The sequence below is a fragment of the Haloactinomyces albus genome (genome assembly GCF_031458135.1).
Lineage (GTDB): Bacteria > Actinomycetota > Actinomycetes > Mycobacteriales > Pseudonocardiaceae > Haloactinomyces > Haloactinomyces albus.
Map to the genome: position 1 here is coordinate 1773115 of NZ_JAVDXW010000001.1, position 18049 is coordinate 1791163.

An 18049-nucleotide genomic window follows, 5' to 3' on the forward strand; every position below is an offset into this window, starting at 1 on the left:
TGCTCACACCCCGTGCAGTTCGCGGGCGAGCTGCTCGACCGCGCCGGGAAATCGGATGCCCTCGATCAACTGGACGAGATCCAGGGTGATGTAGCGGTCGTGGCGCACGGCCGGAGTCTGCGAGGCCAGCGGATGTTGCTCCAAAAACGCCCGCTTGTCCCGCACCGATCCGCCGCCGCTCAGGTAGTCGACGAGCACGATCGCCTCGGGTGCTCGGGCCGCGACCTGTTCCCAGCTCACGGTGGCGAAGTTGTCGGTGACGTCGGCGAACACGTTGCGCGCTCCCGCTCTCGTCAGCACATCGTTGCCGATGCCGTGCCCACCGAGGGTCAACGGGGTTTTCTCCCCGGAGTCGTAGACGAACACGTCGACCGGCCGCACGCCGCTCAGCCGCTGCTCGACGGCCTGCACCCGGTCCTCGACGTCCGCGGCGAGCTCGGCGGCACCGTCCCGCAGGCCGAGGACCTTGCCGAACATGGCGATGTCGTCGAGCAACGTCCGCATGCCCACCGGGGATTCGGTACAGGCTTCCGAGAGCAGCAGCGTGTCGATCCCCTTGGCTTCCAGGGACGCCCGGCCGCGTCCTTCGGCCTCGTTGAAGGCACTGGCATAGCCGCCGATGACGAGGTCCGGCTTCGCCGCGAGGATGCGTTCGACCGACGGATACTTCTCGGCCAGGAGCGGCACCTTCGCGTACTCGGCGGCAACCGGCTCCGGCGGTGCGTGGTCGTCCGGGAAGGCGGTGCCGACGAGGCGATCGCCGAGCCCGATCGCCAGCAGGATCTCGGTGGCGTGCTGGTTCAGGCTCACCACCCGTTGCGGCGGTTCTTCGATGGTCACGGTGCGTCCGCAGTTGTCGACCCGTACTGCGCCGGGTGGAGTACGGGGCGAACTCGCGGTACCGCAACCGGTCAGCACGCAGGCGGTCAGAGCCAGGACGAGCAAGCGTCGGACGTTTCGCGCTGTTGTGCGCATCGTTGCCTTCCGGGTGGGGCCTGCCGCGGCGGCCCGGATCCACCACGGGTTTCCCGCGCGGCCACCCAAGCCCCGACCGCAGACCACGACGGTCGATGGAGCCTCCCCCACGGGCGGGTGATCGGGCTCGCCGCGCGCGGGCGCGGCCCACCGTTGCGGGTCAGCGCCGGAGTTCGACCGGACTTTCCCCGCTCGTGAGGTTCTCGTCCGGATGCTCCACGACCGTCCCGAGGCAGGTCAATCGATCAGCGGTGAGATCCATACCTCTCCAGATGCGTGTACGGCGCAGTTGCTACTAGTTTGCAATTACGACAGACTGTCCACTGGCACCGCAAGCTCCAGGGAGGCGTTTCATGGCTCAGTACGTGCTGCCCGAGTTGGACTACGACTACTCGGCGCTGGAGCCCGCGATCGCAGGCGAGATCAACGAGCTGCACCACAGCAAGCACCACGCGACCTACGTCAAGGGTGCGAACGACACCATCGACAAGATCGCCGAGGCGCGTGACAAGGGCGACTTCTCCTCGATCGTCGGTCTGGAGACCACACTGGCGTTCAACCTGGCAGGCCACTCCCTGCACCTGGTGTGGTGGAAGGTGCTGAGCCCCGACGGCGGCGACAAACCCACCGGCGAACTCGCGGCGGCCATCGATCAGGACTTCGGCTCGTTCGATGCCTTCCGCGCGCAGATGGAGGCGGTCTCGACCACCATCCAGGGCAATGGCTGGGGCGTGTTGGCCTGGGACCCGGTGGGGCAGCGCCTGATCACCCAGCAACTCCGCGATCACCACTCGAACCTGTCGATCGCCACGACGCCGCTGCTCGTGTTCGACATCTGGGAGCACGCCTACTACCTGCAGTACAAGAACGCGAAGGCGGACTACGTTCAGCAGCTCTGGAACGTCGTCAACTGGACCGAGGTCGCCCGGCGGTTCGCCGACGCGCGAGCCGGCTACAACGGGTTGCGACTGCCCGCGGCATGACACCCGATCCGGTGTGAGACGACGGAAGAAGGTCCGGTTTTGCCGGGGAAACCGCACCCGAGCAACCGCGCCTACCCGGGCACGGTTCCCCGGAGCCGCGGCCTTCTCCCGTGCCCCGGCGGTGAATGCTCCGACAAGCGACACTGCCGAGGAACCTCGGGACTCTCCTGCGGGTGAGTCCCGAGGTTTTTCACGTCGCTGACAACGATCGGAAGCGCCGTGTGCGGCGAAACCGCCCACCTGCGCTCCGCGCGGCTTCGAGGCGGAGCGGCGCCCGGTGCGGGCGATGGACACACTCCGAGGGTTTCTCGCGGGCGGTAGCTACGATCAGTCCGGTATCGATCACCCGATCGAGGACCGACGACGGAGAAACACCTCATGATCAGCACCATCCCCGCCACGACAGAGGTGCCGGCACCACAGGAACGTCTCGTACCACTGGCGAAAGCACCCGTCTTCCTGATCACCGGCATGATGGCGCTGCTGATGACGCTGGCCAGTGGCTGGTACGGGTATTTCGGTGACGAGCTGTACTTCCTGGCGGCGGGCGACCATCTCGCGTGGGGCTATGCGGATCAGCAACCATTGGTGCCGCTGCTGGCTCGGGTGATGGAGTTCCTTTTCCCGGGGTCTCCCCTGGGGCTCCGGGTTCCGGCCATTCTGACCACCGCGGCCGGTATCCCCCTTTCCGCGCTCATCGCCCGAGAATTCGGCGGTGACCGCCGCGCACAGGTGCTCACCTCGGGCGCCTTCGCGATCTGCCCGCAGTTTCTGCTCAACGGCCGCCTGCTGGGCACCATGACCTTCGACCCGGTGCTGTGGACGCTGCTCGGTTGGCTGCTCGTCCGCTGGGTCCGGCTGTACCAGGAGGGCCGCGCGGACAACCGCCTGCTGTTGTGGGCGGGCGTGGTCACCGCGGTGACGATCCAGGTCAAGTTCCTCGTCCTCGGCTTCTGGGTGGCTGCGGGAATCGCCCTGCTGCTCGTGGGGCCACGGAACCTGCTGCGGCAGCCGATGCTGTGGGCGGGGGCGGCCCTCGCCGTGGTGACGACGATTCCCACGTTGATCTGGCAAGCCACCCACGGCTGGCCGCAACTGGCCATGCGACAGGTCATCAACGCGGAAACCCAACTCGGCGGCCCGGCGCTCGTGCTGCGCGGGCTGATCGTGGCGGGCATCGTGGGTGCCGCGCTGCTCTGCTACGGCCTGCTGCGACTGCTGCTGGCCCGGGAACTGCGCCCCTACCGGTTTCTCGGGATCGCCTTCTGCGTGTTGACCGCGATCTTCCTGGTCGTGGGCGCGCGCGAGTACTACATGTCCGGGTTGTATCCCCTGCTCTGGGCGGTTGCCGCCGTGGGACTGCAGCGGCGCCGGGAGGCCGAGGTCAGGTCACTCGGAACCCGGCTCGCCTGGCCCATCTATGCGGTCTCGACCGTGATCTGCGTGTCCACCCTGACTCCCGAGCCGCTCTGGTCGCGCCTTCCCGGCGATCTCGTGAATCACAGCGGCGGTCAGTGGTCGGAACTCGTCCGGGACACCACCGCCGCACTGCATTCGCTGCCCGCCGAAAAGCAACAGCACACGGCGATCATCACCTCCGGCTACTGGGCTGCCGGTGCTCTGCATCACTTCGGCCCCGAGCATGGAATCCGCACCGTATACAGCGGAAGCCGTGGCTATGGTTACTTCGGACGGCCACCGGAAACCACCGGCGTGACCCTCTACATCGGCAGCACGCGCCAATCCCTCCAGCGCTACTTCGGCAGCGTACGCCGGATCGGCACGGTGGGTCCGGGCAACGATCCCCGGCTCGGTCGTCCGATCTGGCTCGCCGAAGAACGTACAGCCTCCTGGGGCCGGATCTGGCCGAGGATTCGCGGTATGGGCATGTGGCAGTAACGAGTGGATCCCCCCGGCGAGTGGGGAACCCGCCGGTTGTCGTGGCCGGTCCCGGCCGTACCGGCGTCACCGGCGCCGACACGACCGGGCCTCGTACGGCTGACGTGTGGGCCTGTGCCCGGACCTGTGGTCGCGGTCGATATCGGGCTCAACCGACGGTGGCGGGCTCCTGATCGAGGGCGGTGCTGTCCTGCGGAGTCGAGCTCTTTCGCGTGAGGACACCGAAGGCGAGCACCGCGAGAACGATCGAGACGATCATGGCCAGCCCCATCGGCACGGCCGTTCCCTCTCCCATGATCCCGACCAGTGGCGAAACCACGGCGGCGAGGGTGAACTGCAGGAAGCCCAGGAACGCCGAGCCGGTCCCTGCGTACGTGCCGGCTTCCTCCAGTGCCAGCGCGGTGGCGTTGGAGAAGACGAAACCCAGCGATCCCTGGAAGCACGCGAACAGGACGAGTGTGGGAACCGTGGGCACTCCACTGAGGATGGCCACCAGCAGGCCTGCGGTCGCCGGCACGGCTACCGCGAGCCCCGTGGAGATCATGTGGCGGTACGGGACACGGCCCGCCAGTGCCGAGGCCACGCTGCTGGTGATCAGGATGACCAGTGCGTTGAGACTGAAGACGAGCGTGTAGGCACTGGTCGACATCCCCATCACGTTCTGGACCACGAACGGCGAGGCGGAGATGTAGGCGAACAGTGCGGTGAACGCGAAGCAGAAGGTGAGCAGGTAACCGACGTAGTTGCGGTTGGTCAGCACCGCATGCGCTCCGCTGATGGTCGCCTTGAGGCCGCCTCGGGTGCGCACGGACTCCGGGAGCGTTTCCTTGACGTAGGTCAGCGCACCGATGAACATGATCAGGGTCAGCGCCGCCAAGACCCAGAACACCGGACGCCATCCGAAGTTCGCGATGATCGTACCGCCCGCCAGCGGAGCGGCCACCGGGGCGATGACACTGATGATGATCATCATGCCCTGGAGTTTCGCGGCAGCAGCGCCGCGAGAGGTATCGGAGATGATGGCCCTGGCCAGCACGACTCCGGCTGCTCCGCTCAGGCCCTGCACGAAGCGGGCCGCGGCGAGAATCTCGACACTGGGAGCCAGTGCACCCGCGATACTGGCGATCAGGCACACGAAGGAGCCGATGAGGATGGGGCGCCGTCGTCCGGTGGCATCGGAGAGCGCTCCGATGAACAACTGCCCGATGCCGAGCCCGAGCAGGAAGGCGGTCAGCGTCAACTGGATGCCGGTGGCCGTGGTTTCCAGGTCGCCGGCCATGTCCGGGAAGGCAGGAAGATACATGTCGGTCGCCAGTGGGGCGACGGCGGTGAGCAGAGCGAGGATCACGACCAGAATCCCGCTCATGGGACTGGGTACGCGCACGGAGGCGCCGGACGAATCGGACATCGAAGCTCTTTTCCGCGGGAGACGAGTTCTCAAAACATTTATGAATACATATATATGATGACATATAGAAGTATGGTGAGCCACATGCACGCGGATCATGCGGCGTCGACGGAGCAGCGCGAGTTGGCGACCGTGCTACGCAACCTGGCCTGGACGATCGATCGGCTGGTTCCCGAAGTGGCGGGCCTCGATCCGTTGCCCACCACCGAACTCGCCGTGATCAAGTACGTCCAGGCATCTCCGGGCATCACGGTCAGCGAACTGGCCAGGCACCTGGGAATGCAGCAGAGCAACGTCAGCGCGGCCGTGCGTGACCTGGTCGAGCGTGGTCTCGTCGCCCGAGAGAGCAGCCCGGCCGACCGGCGGGTGACCCGGCTGGTCCCGACCGAGAAGTCGCTGGCCGCGAAAGATTCCATCGACACCGTGTGGTCCGGCACCATCCGGGCCGCGATGGGCCGGCTCACCCACGAGCAGGTCGCGGCCATCGAGGCCGCATCCGGCGCGCTGCAGGCCCTCGACCAGGCCCTGCACACCGAACAACCCGAGCCGCGAGCACACCAGTGAGGAACGCCGTCCTCAGCGTCGGAGGCGTGCACTCCAGGACGGCAAGATCACCGACAGGTGTCCATCCACGGGCACGCAATCGGGCCCCGGCACCCGAAGGCGCCAGGGCCCGATCACTTCCCGAACTGACCGCCGCTCCCACCACGAAGCGGACATCAATTAGGTTAGCCTAACCTGTTTGACGGGGCAACCCTTCGTTGCCGCCGGCCCAGCACCGCCGCGCCGACCAACGTGGCGGCCAGCGTCGCGAGTCCCCCCAGGAACAGTGGAGCACGGCCACCCAGAATCTCGGCGAGCCAGCCCGACAACAACCCGCCGATCGGCCTGCCGCCCAGAAACAGCATCATGTACAGGCCCATCACCCGGCCCCGCATCGCCGGGTCGATCGAGAGCTGCACGGTCGAGTTCGCCGTGGTCGTAAAGGTCATGACCGCGACACCCACCGGGATCAGCGCCACCGCGAAGAGCTCGTAGCTCGGCAGTTGCGAGGCCAACGCCTCCATGGCGCCGAACGCTGCCGCTCCCGCGAACAGCAGGCGCAGGCGCGGTCGCCCACTTCCGCTGCGCCGCGCCGCCAGGGCCGCACCGCTGAGGGTGCCCACGGCCAGCATCGTGATCAGCAACCCGTATCCGGCGGCGTCGCGGTGAAACACGTTGCGCGCGATCACGGCGAAGACGCTCTCGAAGTTCATCCCGAAGGTGCTGACGCAGAACACCAGCGCGAGGATGACCATCAGTTCCGGCCGCCCGCGCACGTAACGCAGGCCCGCCCGCAGTTGGCCACCTTCCTTCGGTGCCGCCGTGGGGCGCCGCAGCCGAGCGGGGTCCATGAGCATCAACCCCAACACCACCGCGGCGGAACTCGCGCCGTTGGACACAAACACCGGTCCGGTGCCGATCATCGTGATCAGCACCCCGGCGATCGCCGGACCCACGATCCGGGCCAGGTTGAAGGTCATGGAGTTCAGTGCGACCGCGTTGGTCAACTGCGCAGGGCCGACCATTTCCACCACGAACGACTGGCGCACCGGTGCGTCGATCGCGGAGAACGTGCCCAATGCCATCGCGAGCGCGTACACGTGCCAGAGTTCGACCACACCCGAGACATCGAGCAGCCCGAGTGCGAGGCCGCACAGGCCCATCGCGGTCTGCACCACGATCAGCAGGCGCCGCTTGTCGAAGCGGTCGGCGATGAGCCCGGCCCACAACGTCAGCAACAACGTCGGCACGAACTGCAGGGCCACGGTGAAACCGAGTGCGGCGGGACTCCCCCCGGAGAGCTCCAGGACGAGCCAGTCCTGGGCTGCTCGCTGCATCCAGGTACCGGTCAGCGAGACGACCTGTCCGGAGGCGTAGTAGCGGTAGTTGCGCTCGCGCAGCGAGCGGAACATACCGCCGCTGGTGTCGGTTGCCCCCGCTTCGGCTGCCCCCGCTTCGGTCGACCCCGCGTCAGATGCTTCCGCGTCGGCTGTCATCTTGTTCGATACCGCCGATGCGTCCGAAGTGGACCGCTGTGTCGGGTCGGCCCGCCCCCCGTTCGGGTCGGCTCCCGAGCGGCCGGAGGTGTAGGCAGCCACCGTTATGCGTCCAACTCCTCGATTGTCGTCCTCAACGTTCCGTGATACGGCTGAGGATCTCCGCCGCACGGGAGAGCGTCGCACGCTCGTCCTCGGTCAGATCCGCCAGTTGCAGGTCCAGCCACCGCTCGCGCGCCGAGATCTCCGCCTCGATACGGGCACTTCCCGCTTCGGTCAGTTCGACGATCGCCTGCCGCCCGTCGGTCGGATGCCTGCGCCGGGCCACCAGGCCGAGTTCCTCCAGCGACGCGATGACACGGGTCATCGACGGCGGCTGCACGCCTTCCTTGCTCGCCAACTCCCCCGGCGTCAGCGTCCCGCTCTTGCGCAGCGACGCCAGCGTCGACAGTTGCGACAGGGTCACACCGGAGTCGGCCTGGGCTCGCAACCGACGATTGAGCCGGACGACCGCGACGCGCAGACGACTGGCCAGTGTGCGCTGCGAGTCGGCGCTGCCTGCGCTGTTGGCCTCAGTGGTGTCGGTGTGCGCGGTCTCGGACACATCGTTAGCCTACCAAACCATTTCATGATGTGCCGGGCAAACCGGACAGGAGCGAACCGGACAGGGCACGACCCACCGGGGCACTTGTCCGGGTAACCTCGCCGACGTGGCAGCCGAGGACGATTCCGCCCCGACACGCCCGCCACCGATGCGGGCTGTGCCTGCCTTGCCGCGCGAACTCGCCGAACCCACTCCGGTCGTCCTGGCCGGTACCTTGCTGTGGTTTCTCGCCTGCCTCGTCTTCGGCATCATCGGCTGGCTGACCGACGGAGTGGGCATTCAGTTCTGGACCTGCCTCGTCGGCGGGCTGCTGGGGGGCCTCGGGTACGGCGTGTTCCGCTGGCAGCGCTCCGCCTCCCGCCGTGGCTCGCGCGGCGCGTGGCGCGGGTTATCCGGACTGGACGGCTGAGTTCCGGCAACAGTGACACGGCTCGTGCACGGTGGCGCTAGTCTGCCGACGCGAACACCTACCACGAGGAGGCACCGTGTCCAGCGTGATCGATGTCGATCGACTCGAATTCGTCGTCCTCGCCGAGCAAGCGGGCATCAACCGGGTTCCGCTCGTGGCCTCGTTCAGTCACTACGGCACCGCGGTGCAGGACGTGGGGCGCGAGTTCGAGCAGGCCGAGCGGAGATGCAGACAGCGCGGCCTGCTCGACCGGGTGGGCCGAGTCAGCGACGAGGCCGGGAACCTGCTCGGCCTGTACCCGCACACGGCCGTCGAATACGACCTGCGCTTCTCCGCGGAGAGGGGCACCGAGCTGCGGGCGGCGGTCTCGCGGGCCGGTGATGTCGCGATGCGCACCGTGGTCGTCGGTGATCGCATCCACCTGGCGGCCGTGCGTGCTGCGGATATGATCCCGGCCCTGGTATCGGTCCTACCGGAGGTCGCACCCGCGCGGATGCGGCCGGTGGGCATCGACCTGGCCGCGATGCGCGCGGCCATGGCACAGGCGGACGCCGAGGATCAGCGGGCCGTGGAGACAGCCCTGCGCTCGCACGGTGTCGACACTCGCGAATACCGCAAGATCACCCGGTTGCTGGATGGACCGAAATTCGGTGCGGGCGAAGTCGGAGTGACCATCTGGGGCCGTAATCGCAAGGAGCACCGGGGCGAGCAGACCGTCCAGGTCTTCGACCTCGAAGCCGGGCGCGTCGCCGTCTACAACAGCAGTGGTCACCGCATGCTCGCCGGCGCCGACATCGGCACCTTCAACCGTCTCCTCGGGGAAATCACCACCCACACCCGGAGCAACATCGAGCAGTGAGACGCGGTGAACCGTGCGGCCACCGGCGCCGGGACAACCGCAGGCGCCAAGCTCATCGTCGTTGCACTCGCACCTGCTGACGGGCGCCTGTCGTGACGGGACGCACTCCCCACTCGCCTGCGCAGGTCACCGACGGTGAACCGGCGCTGGGCCGAACCGGTCGGTTTGCACGTCGACTCGCACATCGGCGAAACCGGAATCACGTCGGTTTCGTCATATCGCTGCGCCCCCGGCGACCGACCTGGCAGGCTGGGCATGATCGCGCGGGAGCGCACCCGGACGGACAGGTAAACAGCCGGACAGGCAGACGGCAGTTCAGGAGGAAGCACATGTTCGTGCCAGGCGGAGGTGGCGGGACCTACTGGCCCGGCCAGTTCGACCACGCCCTCGTCAACACCTACATCAACACCGGCGGTGGCGTCCAGCAGGGCACCTTCCGCGTCGACATGGACCAGATCCCCGGGCTCATCGCCAAGTACAAAGACGCCCGCGACAAGCTGGCGGATATTGCTGTTGATGCTCGCTTTCTTCAAACAATTGACGCTCCGGGTAATGACGAAGTCAGCGAACAGATGACCAGGGAATTGGCCAGAAAAGCCGGGGTCGAGCAAGGAAGTTTGGTCAAAGCTGTCAACGACGGCATCGAACGCCTCAATGACCAGATCAATCAGCTTGAAGAAGCGCGCGCAAACTACGATGCCGCTGAAGAGGCCGCCACGGCGAGGACTCTATGAAGATTGACCTTCAGCACCACCGTAGCAGTCTGTCGATCATCGGTGCGATGATATTATTGAGTGTAACTGCATGCGCACAAGCCGGTCCCGGGTCGCCAGAATCCACCAGTACCAACGAGCCTACTTCACACTCGACCCAGTCAGCCTCGAGAAAAACCAACCCGGCATCGGAGATTAAAGATCCAAAAAACATCGAGGCAGTCACGGATCGATGTCAACTTCTGACGACGGAACAGTTGGCTCAATTGGGAGCCCGATCTCGGCCATCACAGGATACCGCACCTTGGGGCGAACCCACCTGCAAGTGGAGCAGTGATCAAGTGCAGGTCACTCTGGCCGCAAACACCGTGTCGGGCGGGGGATTTTCCCGAATTCGAGGAAACAAAGATGAGTACGCGAACTACAAGGAAACCACGGTATCCGGATACCCTGCTGCACGAGTGAATTTTTCGAGTTTGACGTGCGGCGTATTTATCGGAATTTCAAAAGAGGACACTTTCTCGGCCAGTGTCACTATTTACAACACAAATGAACCCCAGCACAGCGATCCGTGTGTTTTCGCAGAGAAAGTTGCCACTGAAGCCTTGACCAATATTCCGGATGCGGAATAAATAAATCCACAATATCAGAATCAAGCAACAAAGAAAGGAGACACATCGGGTATGTACGGCATGTATTCGCCGATGGTCGGTACCACCCTGTACAGCCGGAGCGGTCACGATGCTGCTGCGATGGCGGAGAAAGTGGGATTCAACCATCCGCAGAAGTACTCCGAGATCCACGGCGGCCCGGGAACCGGGGCATTGAACAACTCGGTCAGTACCTGGAGAAGCAGAATCGCAGATAAGTTCGACGAGGTCGCCAACCTGCTGGACGAGGCCAACGCCAAGGCCGGTGTGGCCTGGGAGGGCGCGGCAGCCGAGGCACACGGTGACTCGTTGAAGCCGATGACGAACTTCGTGCGCGATGCCAAGGAGGTCTCCACCGGGGTCAGCCACTCCGCCGAGTACCAGGTGCAGAATTTCGCCAACGTGCGCAACGGGATGCCGGAGCCCAAGAAGGTCACGGCCACCGACAGCAACCTGGAGAAGGCGGGCGCCGCCCTGTTCGGCTATGAGACGGACCTGCAGAAGCAGGAACAGGAGGCCATGGAGCGTGCCCGGGAAGCCAAGCGGATCTACGACACCTACCGCGAGAGCTCTTCCTCGGTGACCTCGGGACTGCCGCGCTACCCCGAGGCACCCAAGCTCGAATACGGCGGCCAGAACCCGAGCTACGGGCAGAGCGTGGCCGTGGGCAGCGGTACCGGCTACACCGGCAGCAGCGTCGGTAGCGGTGCTGGTGTCTACAGCGCAAGCAGCAGTGGTGCGAGCACGGCCGGCGGTGGCACCGGCGGTGTTTCCGACGATGGCTCGCACTGTGACGGTTCCGATGACGGTGGGACTCCGGCCGTGAGTGGATCGGCATGGACTCCCCCACCGGGTGGTGGTTCCTCGACTCTGCCCGCAGGCAGTTCCCCCGGTGGTTATGTCCCGGGTACCGGCGCTGCAGGAGCAGGTGGCGCGGGCACCGGCACAGGCGGCGGCGCAGGAGTCGGCGTGATCGGCGGCGGCTCCGGTGGCCGTGGTTCCGGTGGCCGTGGCGGCACGAGTTCCGGACGAGGCGGTTCCCGTGCAGGAAGCGGCACGGGGCGCGGCGGCAGCAGTACCGGCGGGCGTGCCGGCGGCTACGGCTCCGGGAGCGGTGGTTACGGCACTGGCGGACGTGCTGGTGGCTACGGCGCAGGCTCGGGCGCAGGTGGGCGTGCGGGCGGTTTCGGCTCCGGGAGCGGTTCGGGCCAGCTCGGCGCGGGTGGCCGTTCCGGTTCGGGGTTCGCCTCGGGAACGTCCGGCTCGACAACCGGTGCTTACGGCAACTCCGGGACCACCGGTGCGCGTGGCGCAGGCGCGATGGCCGGAGCGGGCGGCCGAGGCAGGCAGGGAGAAGAGGACCAGGAGCACGAGAACAAGTACATGATCGAAACCGACGAGGCCTGGGAGGAACTCGGGCTTCCCCGGACCGCCCCGCCGGTGATCGGTGGCGATCTGGAACCCCCGCAGCGCTGAAGGCGGCACGGGCCGAACTCGTCCACAGCGGACGCCCCACCACAGGGCCGACTCGGTGATGGCTTCCTTGTGGGCCACTTTCCGAGTCGGCCCAGCACCGACGAGGCACGTCACCTCAATGGCCTGCCTCCGACCGGTGAACGAGGCGGTAGCTGCCGCCGCGGACCACGGAGGAACACACCGAACACGTCGGCCGTTCGTCCCGGTCCCCCAGCTCTCCCGGTGCGGTCATCACTCCGCACAGTCCGATCACCGCGGTACCGCGCCGACGGGGATCGTGGACCGGAATGACGTGGTTCTGATATCCGAACGCTGCCCAATAGGCGTCCGGGGTGTCCGGAGCGGATTCCGACACGGCGATTCTCCTGACGGGGTGGTTCCCGGTGGCCGGATGCGGTGCATCGGGGAGGGCACGCACCCGGCCACCGGGTCGGTCCGGCGCCGGTCGGGGGTCACGGCGCCGGACCGGGTCTGCGGGATTCAGGAAGACTTCGCGGAAGTGGTGCCGTCCCGCGCGGCGAGTATCTTCCAGCACTCCATGCACGTGTTGCCCCGGATCCAGGCCAGCTCATCCGCGACCTGCTGAAGCTCGTCGGTATCGACCTCGGCTCCGCAAAGCGCCTCGGTCGCACAGCCCGGCTCGGACTGCCGCGCAGCCACGCCGAAGGCATGTCGGCCACTCGACACCGGCTGCCACAACCCGACCTTCGTCCCATCACTCCGCACCGCTGCCTCCCATGCCAACTCTGAACATCAACTCGCATAAATGCTGACATCGCATCTATGCGAATCACTAGGTATCGTTCGAGTGACATGCTGGAGCGGTATCGCATAAGAAAAGAGACTTGAGGACATGTCGATCAGCCCCACGGTTCGAGGAAGGGTGCTCGCGAGGAGGCTGCGCAACCTCCGTGTCGACGCCGGTTACACCCAAAAGACGGCAGCGGAGGGCCTGGACTGGAGACAGTCCAAGGTCAGCAGGATCGAAGCGCAAGAACAGTACGTCAGCGTGACGGATGCACACGCCCTGTCCTCCTTTTACAACGTTGTGCCCACTGAGCGAGACCTACTCGTCAAGCTCGCCCGTGACTCGAAGAAAAAGGGCTGGTGGCAGTCCTACGATGATCTCATACCGGAGTGGTTCGACACGTTCGTGGGCATGGAGGCCGAGGCTTCTTCGGTCTTCACCTACGAATCCGAGTTCATCCCCGGACTCCTGCAAACCGAGCAATACGCACGCGCCACCACGAAGGCAACAGTGCTGGACGCCACTCGCGATGACATCGAGCGAAGCGTGCAGCTCCGGATGCAACGGCAGGAACGATTGTCCGATCCGTCGGAGCTACAGCTTTGGGCAGTCATGAGCGAAGCGACCCTGCTACGACCGGTGGGAGACGCAGCCGTCCTGCGTGACCAGCTCAATCACCTCACAGCCATGGCCGAGCAGCCCAACATCACTGTGCAGGTGATGCCGTTCCGAGCAGGGGGACACCCCGCACTGGGACCTTTCGTTCAGCTCAGCTACCCGGAAGAGTGGCATCCCGACGTCGTATATCTGGAGATCCAAGCAGGTGCCCAGTGGATCGAAGAAACCCCTCAAGTCCGCAAGTTCAGGGACGTGATCGAACACTTGCGAGCACATGCACTGGATCCAGGCGACTCGATCGCAGCTGTCAAGAAGCGAGTGGGAGAGCTTGATGCAGAAGTTCACCAACTGGAAGAAATCGACACGAAGCGCAGGACAAGGTAACTGCGTCGAGGTGGCGGTGGCGCCGCGCCGCACTGCGGTGCGGGACACCAAGGACCGTGACGGCGGCATGCTGGTCTTCGGCGAGCACGCCTGGTCGGGGTTCCTCACCGCTGTGAAGACCGACCGCTACAACGCCTGAGGCACTTGGGGTGAATGCGCCGTTCTGGCGGCCCGACAGCCAGAACGACGCATTCACCCGCTCATCTCAGCAGCGTCGTCGCCTCGGGATCGGTGAGCAGTGCGATGAGCGTGAAGCGCTCGCTCCAGCGGCCCGCCGCCCAGGCGAGGGCGCGTCCGAGCCCGTCCGGCGTCCGCGCCGCGTACACGAGGCCGGGTTCGTCCACCCACCAGTGCACCGAATGCTCATTGCCATCGGCCGTGACCACGCCCAGGCCGTCCTGCAGGGTGACCACGCCATCCGGCACCGGCATCCCCAGCAGCTCGCAGGCGGCCGGAACGCGGCCGACATCGCGCCACCGTTGCTCCACCCCGGCACCCTGTACCCGCATCGGTCCCTGCTCGGAGGCCAGCGGCAGATCGAACAACTCCGCGAGCGCTTCCGCGTCGAAGTCCTCGGGGCTACCACCGGCCACGACCAGCGGTGCCTCGAACACACCGATCAGCCACGGCTCGTCGAGCACCACGGCGCGCTCCGCACTGACGACCGCACCCGACACCGAGCGCACCGCCCGCGGCGGTTCCGCGTCGGCGGGGTCGATGATCTCGCACGCGACCGCCTCGGCCAGCACGCGGTGCGCACGCAGTGCCGTGCCCGCGCGCACGGAGCGTTCCCGGTCGCCGAGCCGCCGCGCCAGATCGTTCGCATCCGCGCTGTCGGCCACCCGGAGTTCGGCACGGACCCCGGCGAGCCGCAGCTGCTCCTCCGAGAGCCCGACATCGGGCACCGCCTCGTACAGCCCCGCGAGTTCCTCGGTTCCCGGCAACCGCCAGTGCCGCGGCGGATGGCCTGCCAGCGTGGCGAACCTGGCGATCCACCATGCCGAGTAGCCGCCCGGTTCCCGCAGTGCCTCCAACGTCTCCGGATCGCCGGTGAGCAGGCGGATCGCCGCGGGCCAGGCAGCATCGGCGACGAGATCCAGATCGCGGATGCCGACGAAGCGTGCAGGCGGCCACTGGCCGGGATCGGCGGCTTCCTGCTCGCTCCACCACTGTTCGGTGTCGGCGATCGTTTCTTCCGGCTGTGTCGGCTCGTCCTCGACGTGCACGGCGAAGCCGTCCAGCACCCCGATCGAGCGCAGCACGTCCGACGACCACCGGGCGGCGAAGTCGGCGTCGAGCACTCCCAGTGCCGCCTGCTCGCCCACCACCTCCGGGTCGAGGACGTCGAGCAGCGTGGCTCCGGGAAGCAGGAGTTCATCGGCCCGCCGATGGCCACCGTCGGCGTCGGGCAGGGCGAGCGCGCCGAGCCAGTCGCGCCCGCTGGAGTACTCGACCAGTCGCAGCACGGCTTCCGCCAGCGGTCGGGTGTCGGTTCCCGCCTGCTCGTCGGGCACGCTGTTGCGCACGGCCTCGATCAGCGGTCGGGTATCCAGCAGTTCACCCGGACCCGCGCGGTGAGCTCCCAGTCTCTCCAGGAGCGGGTGCACGGCCTCCCGAGCCGCGATCCGCAGCCCGGTGATGTCCAACGTGGCGAGTATGGCCGCCGGGTCGGGTTCCTCCCCGCCGTCGCTGAGCAGCACGTCCCGCACGCCGGTCACGGTGCGGCCGTCGGCCAGCGGCACCGGTAGAGCTTCGAGTTCCTCGCGCGCCTGCCGGTCGGCCTGCTCGATCGGCACCAGTGCCTCGTACAGGCACCGCCACCACGGTGCGGGCCGGTGCAGACCGGTCACCGCCTCGACCAGTTCGGCCGTGCCCAGCCGCCGAACCTCCAGCGCGGCCAGCGCCCGCTGGTACCGAGCCTCGGAGTAGTCGGCGACGAGCAGGCCGGGCACCACATCCCGCAGGAGCTCGACCAGCTCGGGCGAGGCCCGATCCAGGACCCTGGCCCGGGGAGGGGTGGTCGTGCCGCCGTCCGCGGTGGGCAACCACGAGGCCACCCGCAGCCGGTCGAGCACGGCCTGCCGCAACTTGTCGTCCACATCGGAAAGCGGAAACTCCGGCAGCGGCACGAGTGCCGCCCGGTCCAGCGGTGCGACCTTGGACATCAACTCGGGATAGCACTCGGCGGCGAACACCAGCACCGCATCCGTCGCCGAGGACGCCGACACGCGCCGCCGATCGGGCTCCATCGGAACGCCTGCCAGTAGCCGTGCGGGCAGCGACAACCGCTCCTCGGTGGGCGTGGGCGCGTGCAACACGTCGTGCGCGAGTGGTTCCGGGGCACCGTCGGCATCCAGCGGCACCGCCCAGCACACCCGCCACTCGGCACGGTCCCGGGACTCGGCCCCCAGGTCCGACAGGGCCGACTCCGGCAACCGGCCGGAACGGCGGTGCAGCAACCACCTGTCGCTGCGGTCCGGACCGTGCACGACGACGCGATCGGCATCGAGGTCCTCACGATGCCACGACCGCGCGCCGACACGGATCTCGCTCAGCGCGGGCAACGCCAGCAGCAGGTCGGGGGCCTGCTGCGCACAGGCCTCCAGCAGGGCATCGGCGTCGACATCGTCGCGCAGCGGCAGCCGCACCTCGGTGGTGAATCCCGCAGGTGGTTCGCCGTGCTGCGGCCACACCAGCCGCAGCACGGGGACCGCTCCCCCGCGCGCGGCGAGTTCCTCGGCGGGCCCGGGAATCCGCGCCGCTTCGTCCCGGGTGCGCTGCGCCGAGAACGCCACACCACCGGTGGTCGAGACCACGCGTGGTTCCTCGCTGACCGCCAGCACCGCCGCGAACCCCACGCCGAACCGGCCGACCGAGGCCTCGTCGCGCTTGGCCGAAGCCCGCAGCGAAGCCAGTCCCGCCACCCCGGACGCGGTCAGCGGAGCACCGGTGTTGGCCACGCGCAGTTCCCCGCCTGCCGAATCACCGCCTGCCGAATCACCGCCTGCCGCCTCGCTTTCGACCAGTTCGACGCGCAGGACACCACCGATTCCGGCCGGGGCCACCTCGGCAGTGTCGGTACCGGCAGTGTCGGCTGTGGTGGCGCCGGTTGTGGTTGCGTCGGCGGCGTTCTGGGCGAGTTCGACCAGCAACCGGTCCCGGTAACCGCCGAGACGCAGGTCCTCCTCGGCATTGGCGTCCTCGCGGAACCGCGTGGGCGAACCTTCCCAGGCCGACAGGACGGCCTGCCGCAGCTCCGCCGTACCGAACGGATCGCTCACTCGTCCGCGCCCGGATCGCGTGACTCGTAGTCCAGCGTCGTGTCGTCGTAGACGACCTCGGCCACGGGAATCGTCGAGGAGGTGTCCACTTCGGCTTCCGAGTGCGCCCCGCACCCGAACTCGACATGCACCACGCGACCGTCGGCCGGTGCGAGTTCATTGCCGCACACCCCGAACGCCGCCCGCATCGAGCCCGCCAGTGGCAGGAAGAAACCACACGTACCGCATGCCCCCGGCGCCAGCTGCGCCGTCTCGGTGTCCGGGCCGAAGTCCCCGGCGTGCCAGCGTTCGGCAGCCTGCAAGCGCCCCTCGCGGCTGAGCACCCGATTACGGCCCGTGCCGATATCGTGGTGCAACTCCTCGGCCGGATCGTCGCCGGGAAGCGGGGCCGGCGCCAAGCGCGGATCGTCGTGCTCGCTCGGCAGCAGATCACCCGCACCGAGATCGCCCGGGCGTACTCGTTCGCTCCACGGTACCCATTCCGGCGCGGTCAAGGCGTCCGGGCCGGGAAGGAGGACGACCTCGCTGACCGTCACCGGTTCGTCCGGCCCTGCGGTGGCCACCGTCACGGCCCAGCGCCAGCCGACATAGCCGGGATAGGTCGCCTCGAAGTAATGCGTGGCCGCGTCCTCGGTTTCGGAGACGACCCCGGAGTACGCACCGACAGCATCACCGTCGCCGACCTCCACGGCCAGCAGTGGCGAGCCGATCGGGTCGTTACCGGCTGCAGCTTCCTCCTCCGCCGCAGCACGGGCAGTGTCCACCGCGTCGACGAGCGCCGGATCCGGCTGTCGCTCAGGTTCTCCCTGGGGCCGGGTCCGCAGCGCCGACCCCGTGGCGATGTCGCTGATCGGAGCAGGCATAGGCGTCACAGGTTCGATTGTGCCGTACGCTCCCGAATCGGTCGCCGGGCGTGTCACGCTTTCGGAGTGGGGATTCGGATACGAGAGGTCAGGCGACCGGTTCGGGGCGGGGCCGGGCGTGGCTTGCTGACCATGGCACT

The 18049-nt window shown here is 67.3% G+C and carries 18 protein-coding genes; 10 read left to right on the plus strand and 8 right to left on the minus strand.

The window, feature by feature from the left end; all coding sequences use genetic code 11:
* Positions 1 to 3: 3 nt before the first annotated feature.
* Positions 4 to 1086 carry an ABC transporter substrate-binding protein gene (locus tag JOF55_RS08295; protein ID WP_310272076.1) on the minus strand — a complete coding sequence of 361 codons (1083 nt, stop codon included), beginning with the start codon at positions 1084 to 1086 and terminating at the stop codon, positions 4 to 6.
* 242 nt (positions 1087 to 1328) lie between these two features.
* On the opposite strand from JOF55_RS08295, the gene JOF55_RS08300 reads away from it, so the two are divergent.
* Positions 1329 to 1958, plus strand: a complete 630-nt coding sequence (locus JOF55_RS08300) for a superoxide dismutase (protein WP_310272079.1) — start codon at positions 1329 to 1331, stop codon at positions 1956 to 1958.
* Between the two features lie 378 nt (positions 1959 to 2336).
* Positions 2337 to 3857 carry a glycosyltransferase family 39 protein gene (locus tag JOF55_RS08305; protein ID WP_310272082.1) on the plus strand — a complete coding sequence of 507 codons (1521 nt, stop codon included), beginning with the start codon at positions 2337 to 2339 and terminating at the stop codon, positions 3855 to 3857.
* A 148-nt stretch (positions 3858 to 4005) separates the two neighbouring features.
* On the opposite strand, the gene JOF55_RS08310 is transcribed toward JOF55_RS08305, so the two are convergent.
* Positions 4006 to 5265, minus strand: coding sequence for a multidrug effflux MFS transporter (locus tag JOF55_RS08310; protein WP_310272085.1), 1260 nt, complete (start codon positions 5263 to 5265; stop codon positions 4006 to 4008).
* 84 nt (positions 5266 to 5349) lie between these two features.
* On the opposite strand from JOF55_RS08310, the gene JOF55_RS08315 reads away from it, so the two are divergent.
* Positions 5350 to 5829 carry a MarR family winged helix-turn-helix transcriptional regulator gene (locus JOF55_RS08315; protein WP_310272088.1) on the plus strand — a complete coding sequence of 160 codons (480 nt, stop codon included), beginning with the start codon at positions 5350 to 5352 and terminating at the stop codon, positions 5827 to 5829.
* Positions 5830 to 5993: 164 nt separating this feature from the next.
* Here the strand turns inward: JOF55_RS08315 and JOF55_RS08320 are convergent, their stop codons facing one another.
* Both JOF55_RS08320 and JOF55_RS08325 read right to left on the minus strand, forming a co-directional pair.
* On the minus strand, positions 5994 to 7304 hold the full coding sequence (locus JOF55_RS08320) for an MFS transporter (protein WP_374727425.1): 1311 nt from the start codon (positions 7302 to 7304) through the stop codon (positions 5994 to 5996).
* A gap of 133 nt (positions 7305 to 7437) precedes the next feature.
* Positions 7438 to 7908, minus strand: coding sequence for a MarR family winged helix-turn-helix transcriptional regulator (locus JOF55_RS08325; protein WP_310272094.1), 471 nt, complete (start codon positions 7906 to 7908; stop codon positions 7438 to 7440).
* 106 nt (positions 7909 to 8014) lie between these two features.
* Between JOF55_RS08325 and JOF55_RS08330 the strand changes: the two genes are divergently transcribed.
* The 5 genes from JOF55_RS08330 (at position 8015) to JOF55_RS08350 (ending at position 12015) form a co-directional block, all read left to right on the plus strand.
* Positions 8015 to 8317, plus strand: a complete 303-nt coding sequence (locus tag JOF55_RS08330; RefSeq protein WP_310272097.1) for a DUF2530 domain-containing protein — start codon at positions 8015 to 8017, stop codon at positions 8315 to 8317.
* Between the two features lie 76 nt (positions 8318 to 8393).
* On the plus strand, positions 8394 to 9176 hold the full coding sequence (locus tag JOF55_RS08335) for an ESX secretion-associated protein EspG (protein ID WP_310272100.1): 783 nt from the start codon (positions 8394 to 8396) through the stop codon (positions 9174 to 9176).
* Between the two features lie 329 nt (positions 9177 to 9505).
* Positions 9506 to 9910, plus strand: a complete 405-nt coding sequence (locus tag JOF55_RS08340; RefSeq protein ID WP_310272103.1) for a hypothetical protein — start codon at positions 9506 to 9508, stop codon at positions 9908 to 9910.
* The gene (locus JOF55_RS08345) at positions 9907 to 10521 is read left to right on the plus strand and encodes a DUF3558 domain-containing protein (protein ID WP_310272105.1); all 615 of its coding nucleotides are present in this window, start codon (positions 9907 to 9909) and stop codon (positions 10519 to 10521) included. The genes JOF55_RS08340 and JOF55_RS08345 overlap by 4 nt, the downstream gene beginning before the upstream one ends.
* Before the next feature lie 51 nt (positions 10522 to 10572).
* The gene (locus JOF55_RS08350) at positions 10573 to 12015 is read left to right on the plus strand and encodes a PPE domain-containing protein (protein WP_310272108.1); all 1443 of its coding nucleotides are present in this window, start codon (positions 10573 to 10575) and stop codon (positions 12013 to 12015) included.
* A 115-nt stretch (positions 12016 to 12130) separates the two neighbouring features.
* Here the strand turns inward: JOF55_RS08350 and JOF55_RS08355 are convergent, their stop codons facing one another.
* Together JOF55_RS08355 and JOF55_RS08360 are read right to left on the minus strand one after the other, a co-directional pair.
* Entirely contained in the window at positions 12131 to 12370 is a 240-nt protein-coding gene (locus JOF55_RS08355; RefSeq protein WP_310272111.1) for a hypothetical protein, read from the minus strand.
* A gap of 125 nt (positions 12371 to 12495) precedes the next feature.
* On the minus strand, positions 12496 to 12741 hold the full coding sequence (locus JOF55_RS08360; RefSeq protein ID WP_310272114.1) for an HC3 family zinc finger protein: 246 nt from the start codon (positions 12739 to 12741) through the stop codon (positions 12496 to 12498).
* 127 nt (positions 12742 to 12868) lie between these two features.
* Here JOF55_RS08360 and JOF55_RS08365 point away from each other — a divergent pair, with 127 nt between their 5' ends.
* Both JOF55_RS08365 and JOF55_RS08370 read left to right on the plus strand, forming a co-directional pair.
* Positions 12869 to 13765 (plus strand): helix-turn-helix domain-containing protein, encoded by an 897-nt coding sequence (locus tag JOF55_RS08365; protein ID WP_310272118.1) that lies wholly within the window; start codon positions 12869 to 12871, stop codon positions 13763 to 13765.
* 10 nt (positions 13766 to 13775) lie between these two features.
* Positions 13776 to 13904 carry a DUF397 domain-containing protein gene (locus JOF55_RS08370; RefSeq protein ID WP_310272121.1) on the plus strand — a complete coding sequence of 43 codons (129 nt, stop codon included), beginning with the start codon at positions 13776 to 13778 and terminating at the stop codon, positions 13902 to 13904.
* Positions 13905 to 13965: 61 nt separating this feature from the next.
* On the opposite strand, the gene JOF55_RS08375 is transcribed toward JOF55_RS08370, so the two are convergent.
* Both JOF55_RS08375 and JOF55_RS08380 read right to left on the minus strand, forming a co-directional pair.
* Positions 13966 to 17046: a sacsin N-terminal ATP-binding-like domain-containing protein gene (locus JOF55_RS08375; protein ID WP_310272124.1), complete on the minus strand. Its 3081-nt coding sequence runs from the start codon at positions 17044 to 17046 to the stop codon at positions 13966 to 13968.
* Positions 17043 to 17909, minus strand: coding sequence for a DUF3027 domain-containing protein (locus JOF55_RS08380; RefSeq protein WP_310278305.1), 867 nt, complete (start codon positions 17907 to 17909; stop codon positions 17043 to 17045). The genes JOF55_RS08375 and JOF55_RS08380 overlap by 4 nt, the downstream gene beginning before the upstream one ends.
* Positions 17910 to 18049 lie beyond the last annotated feature (140 nt).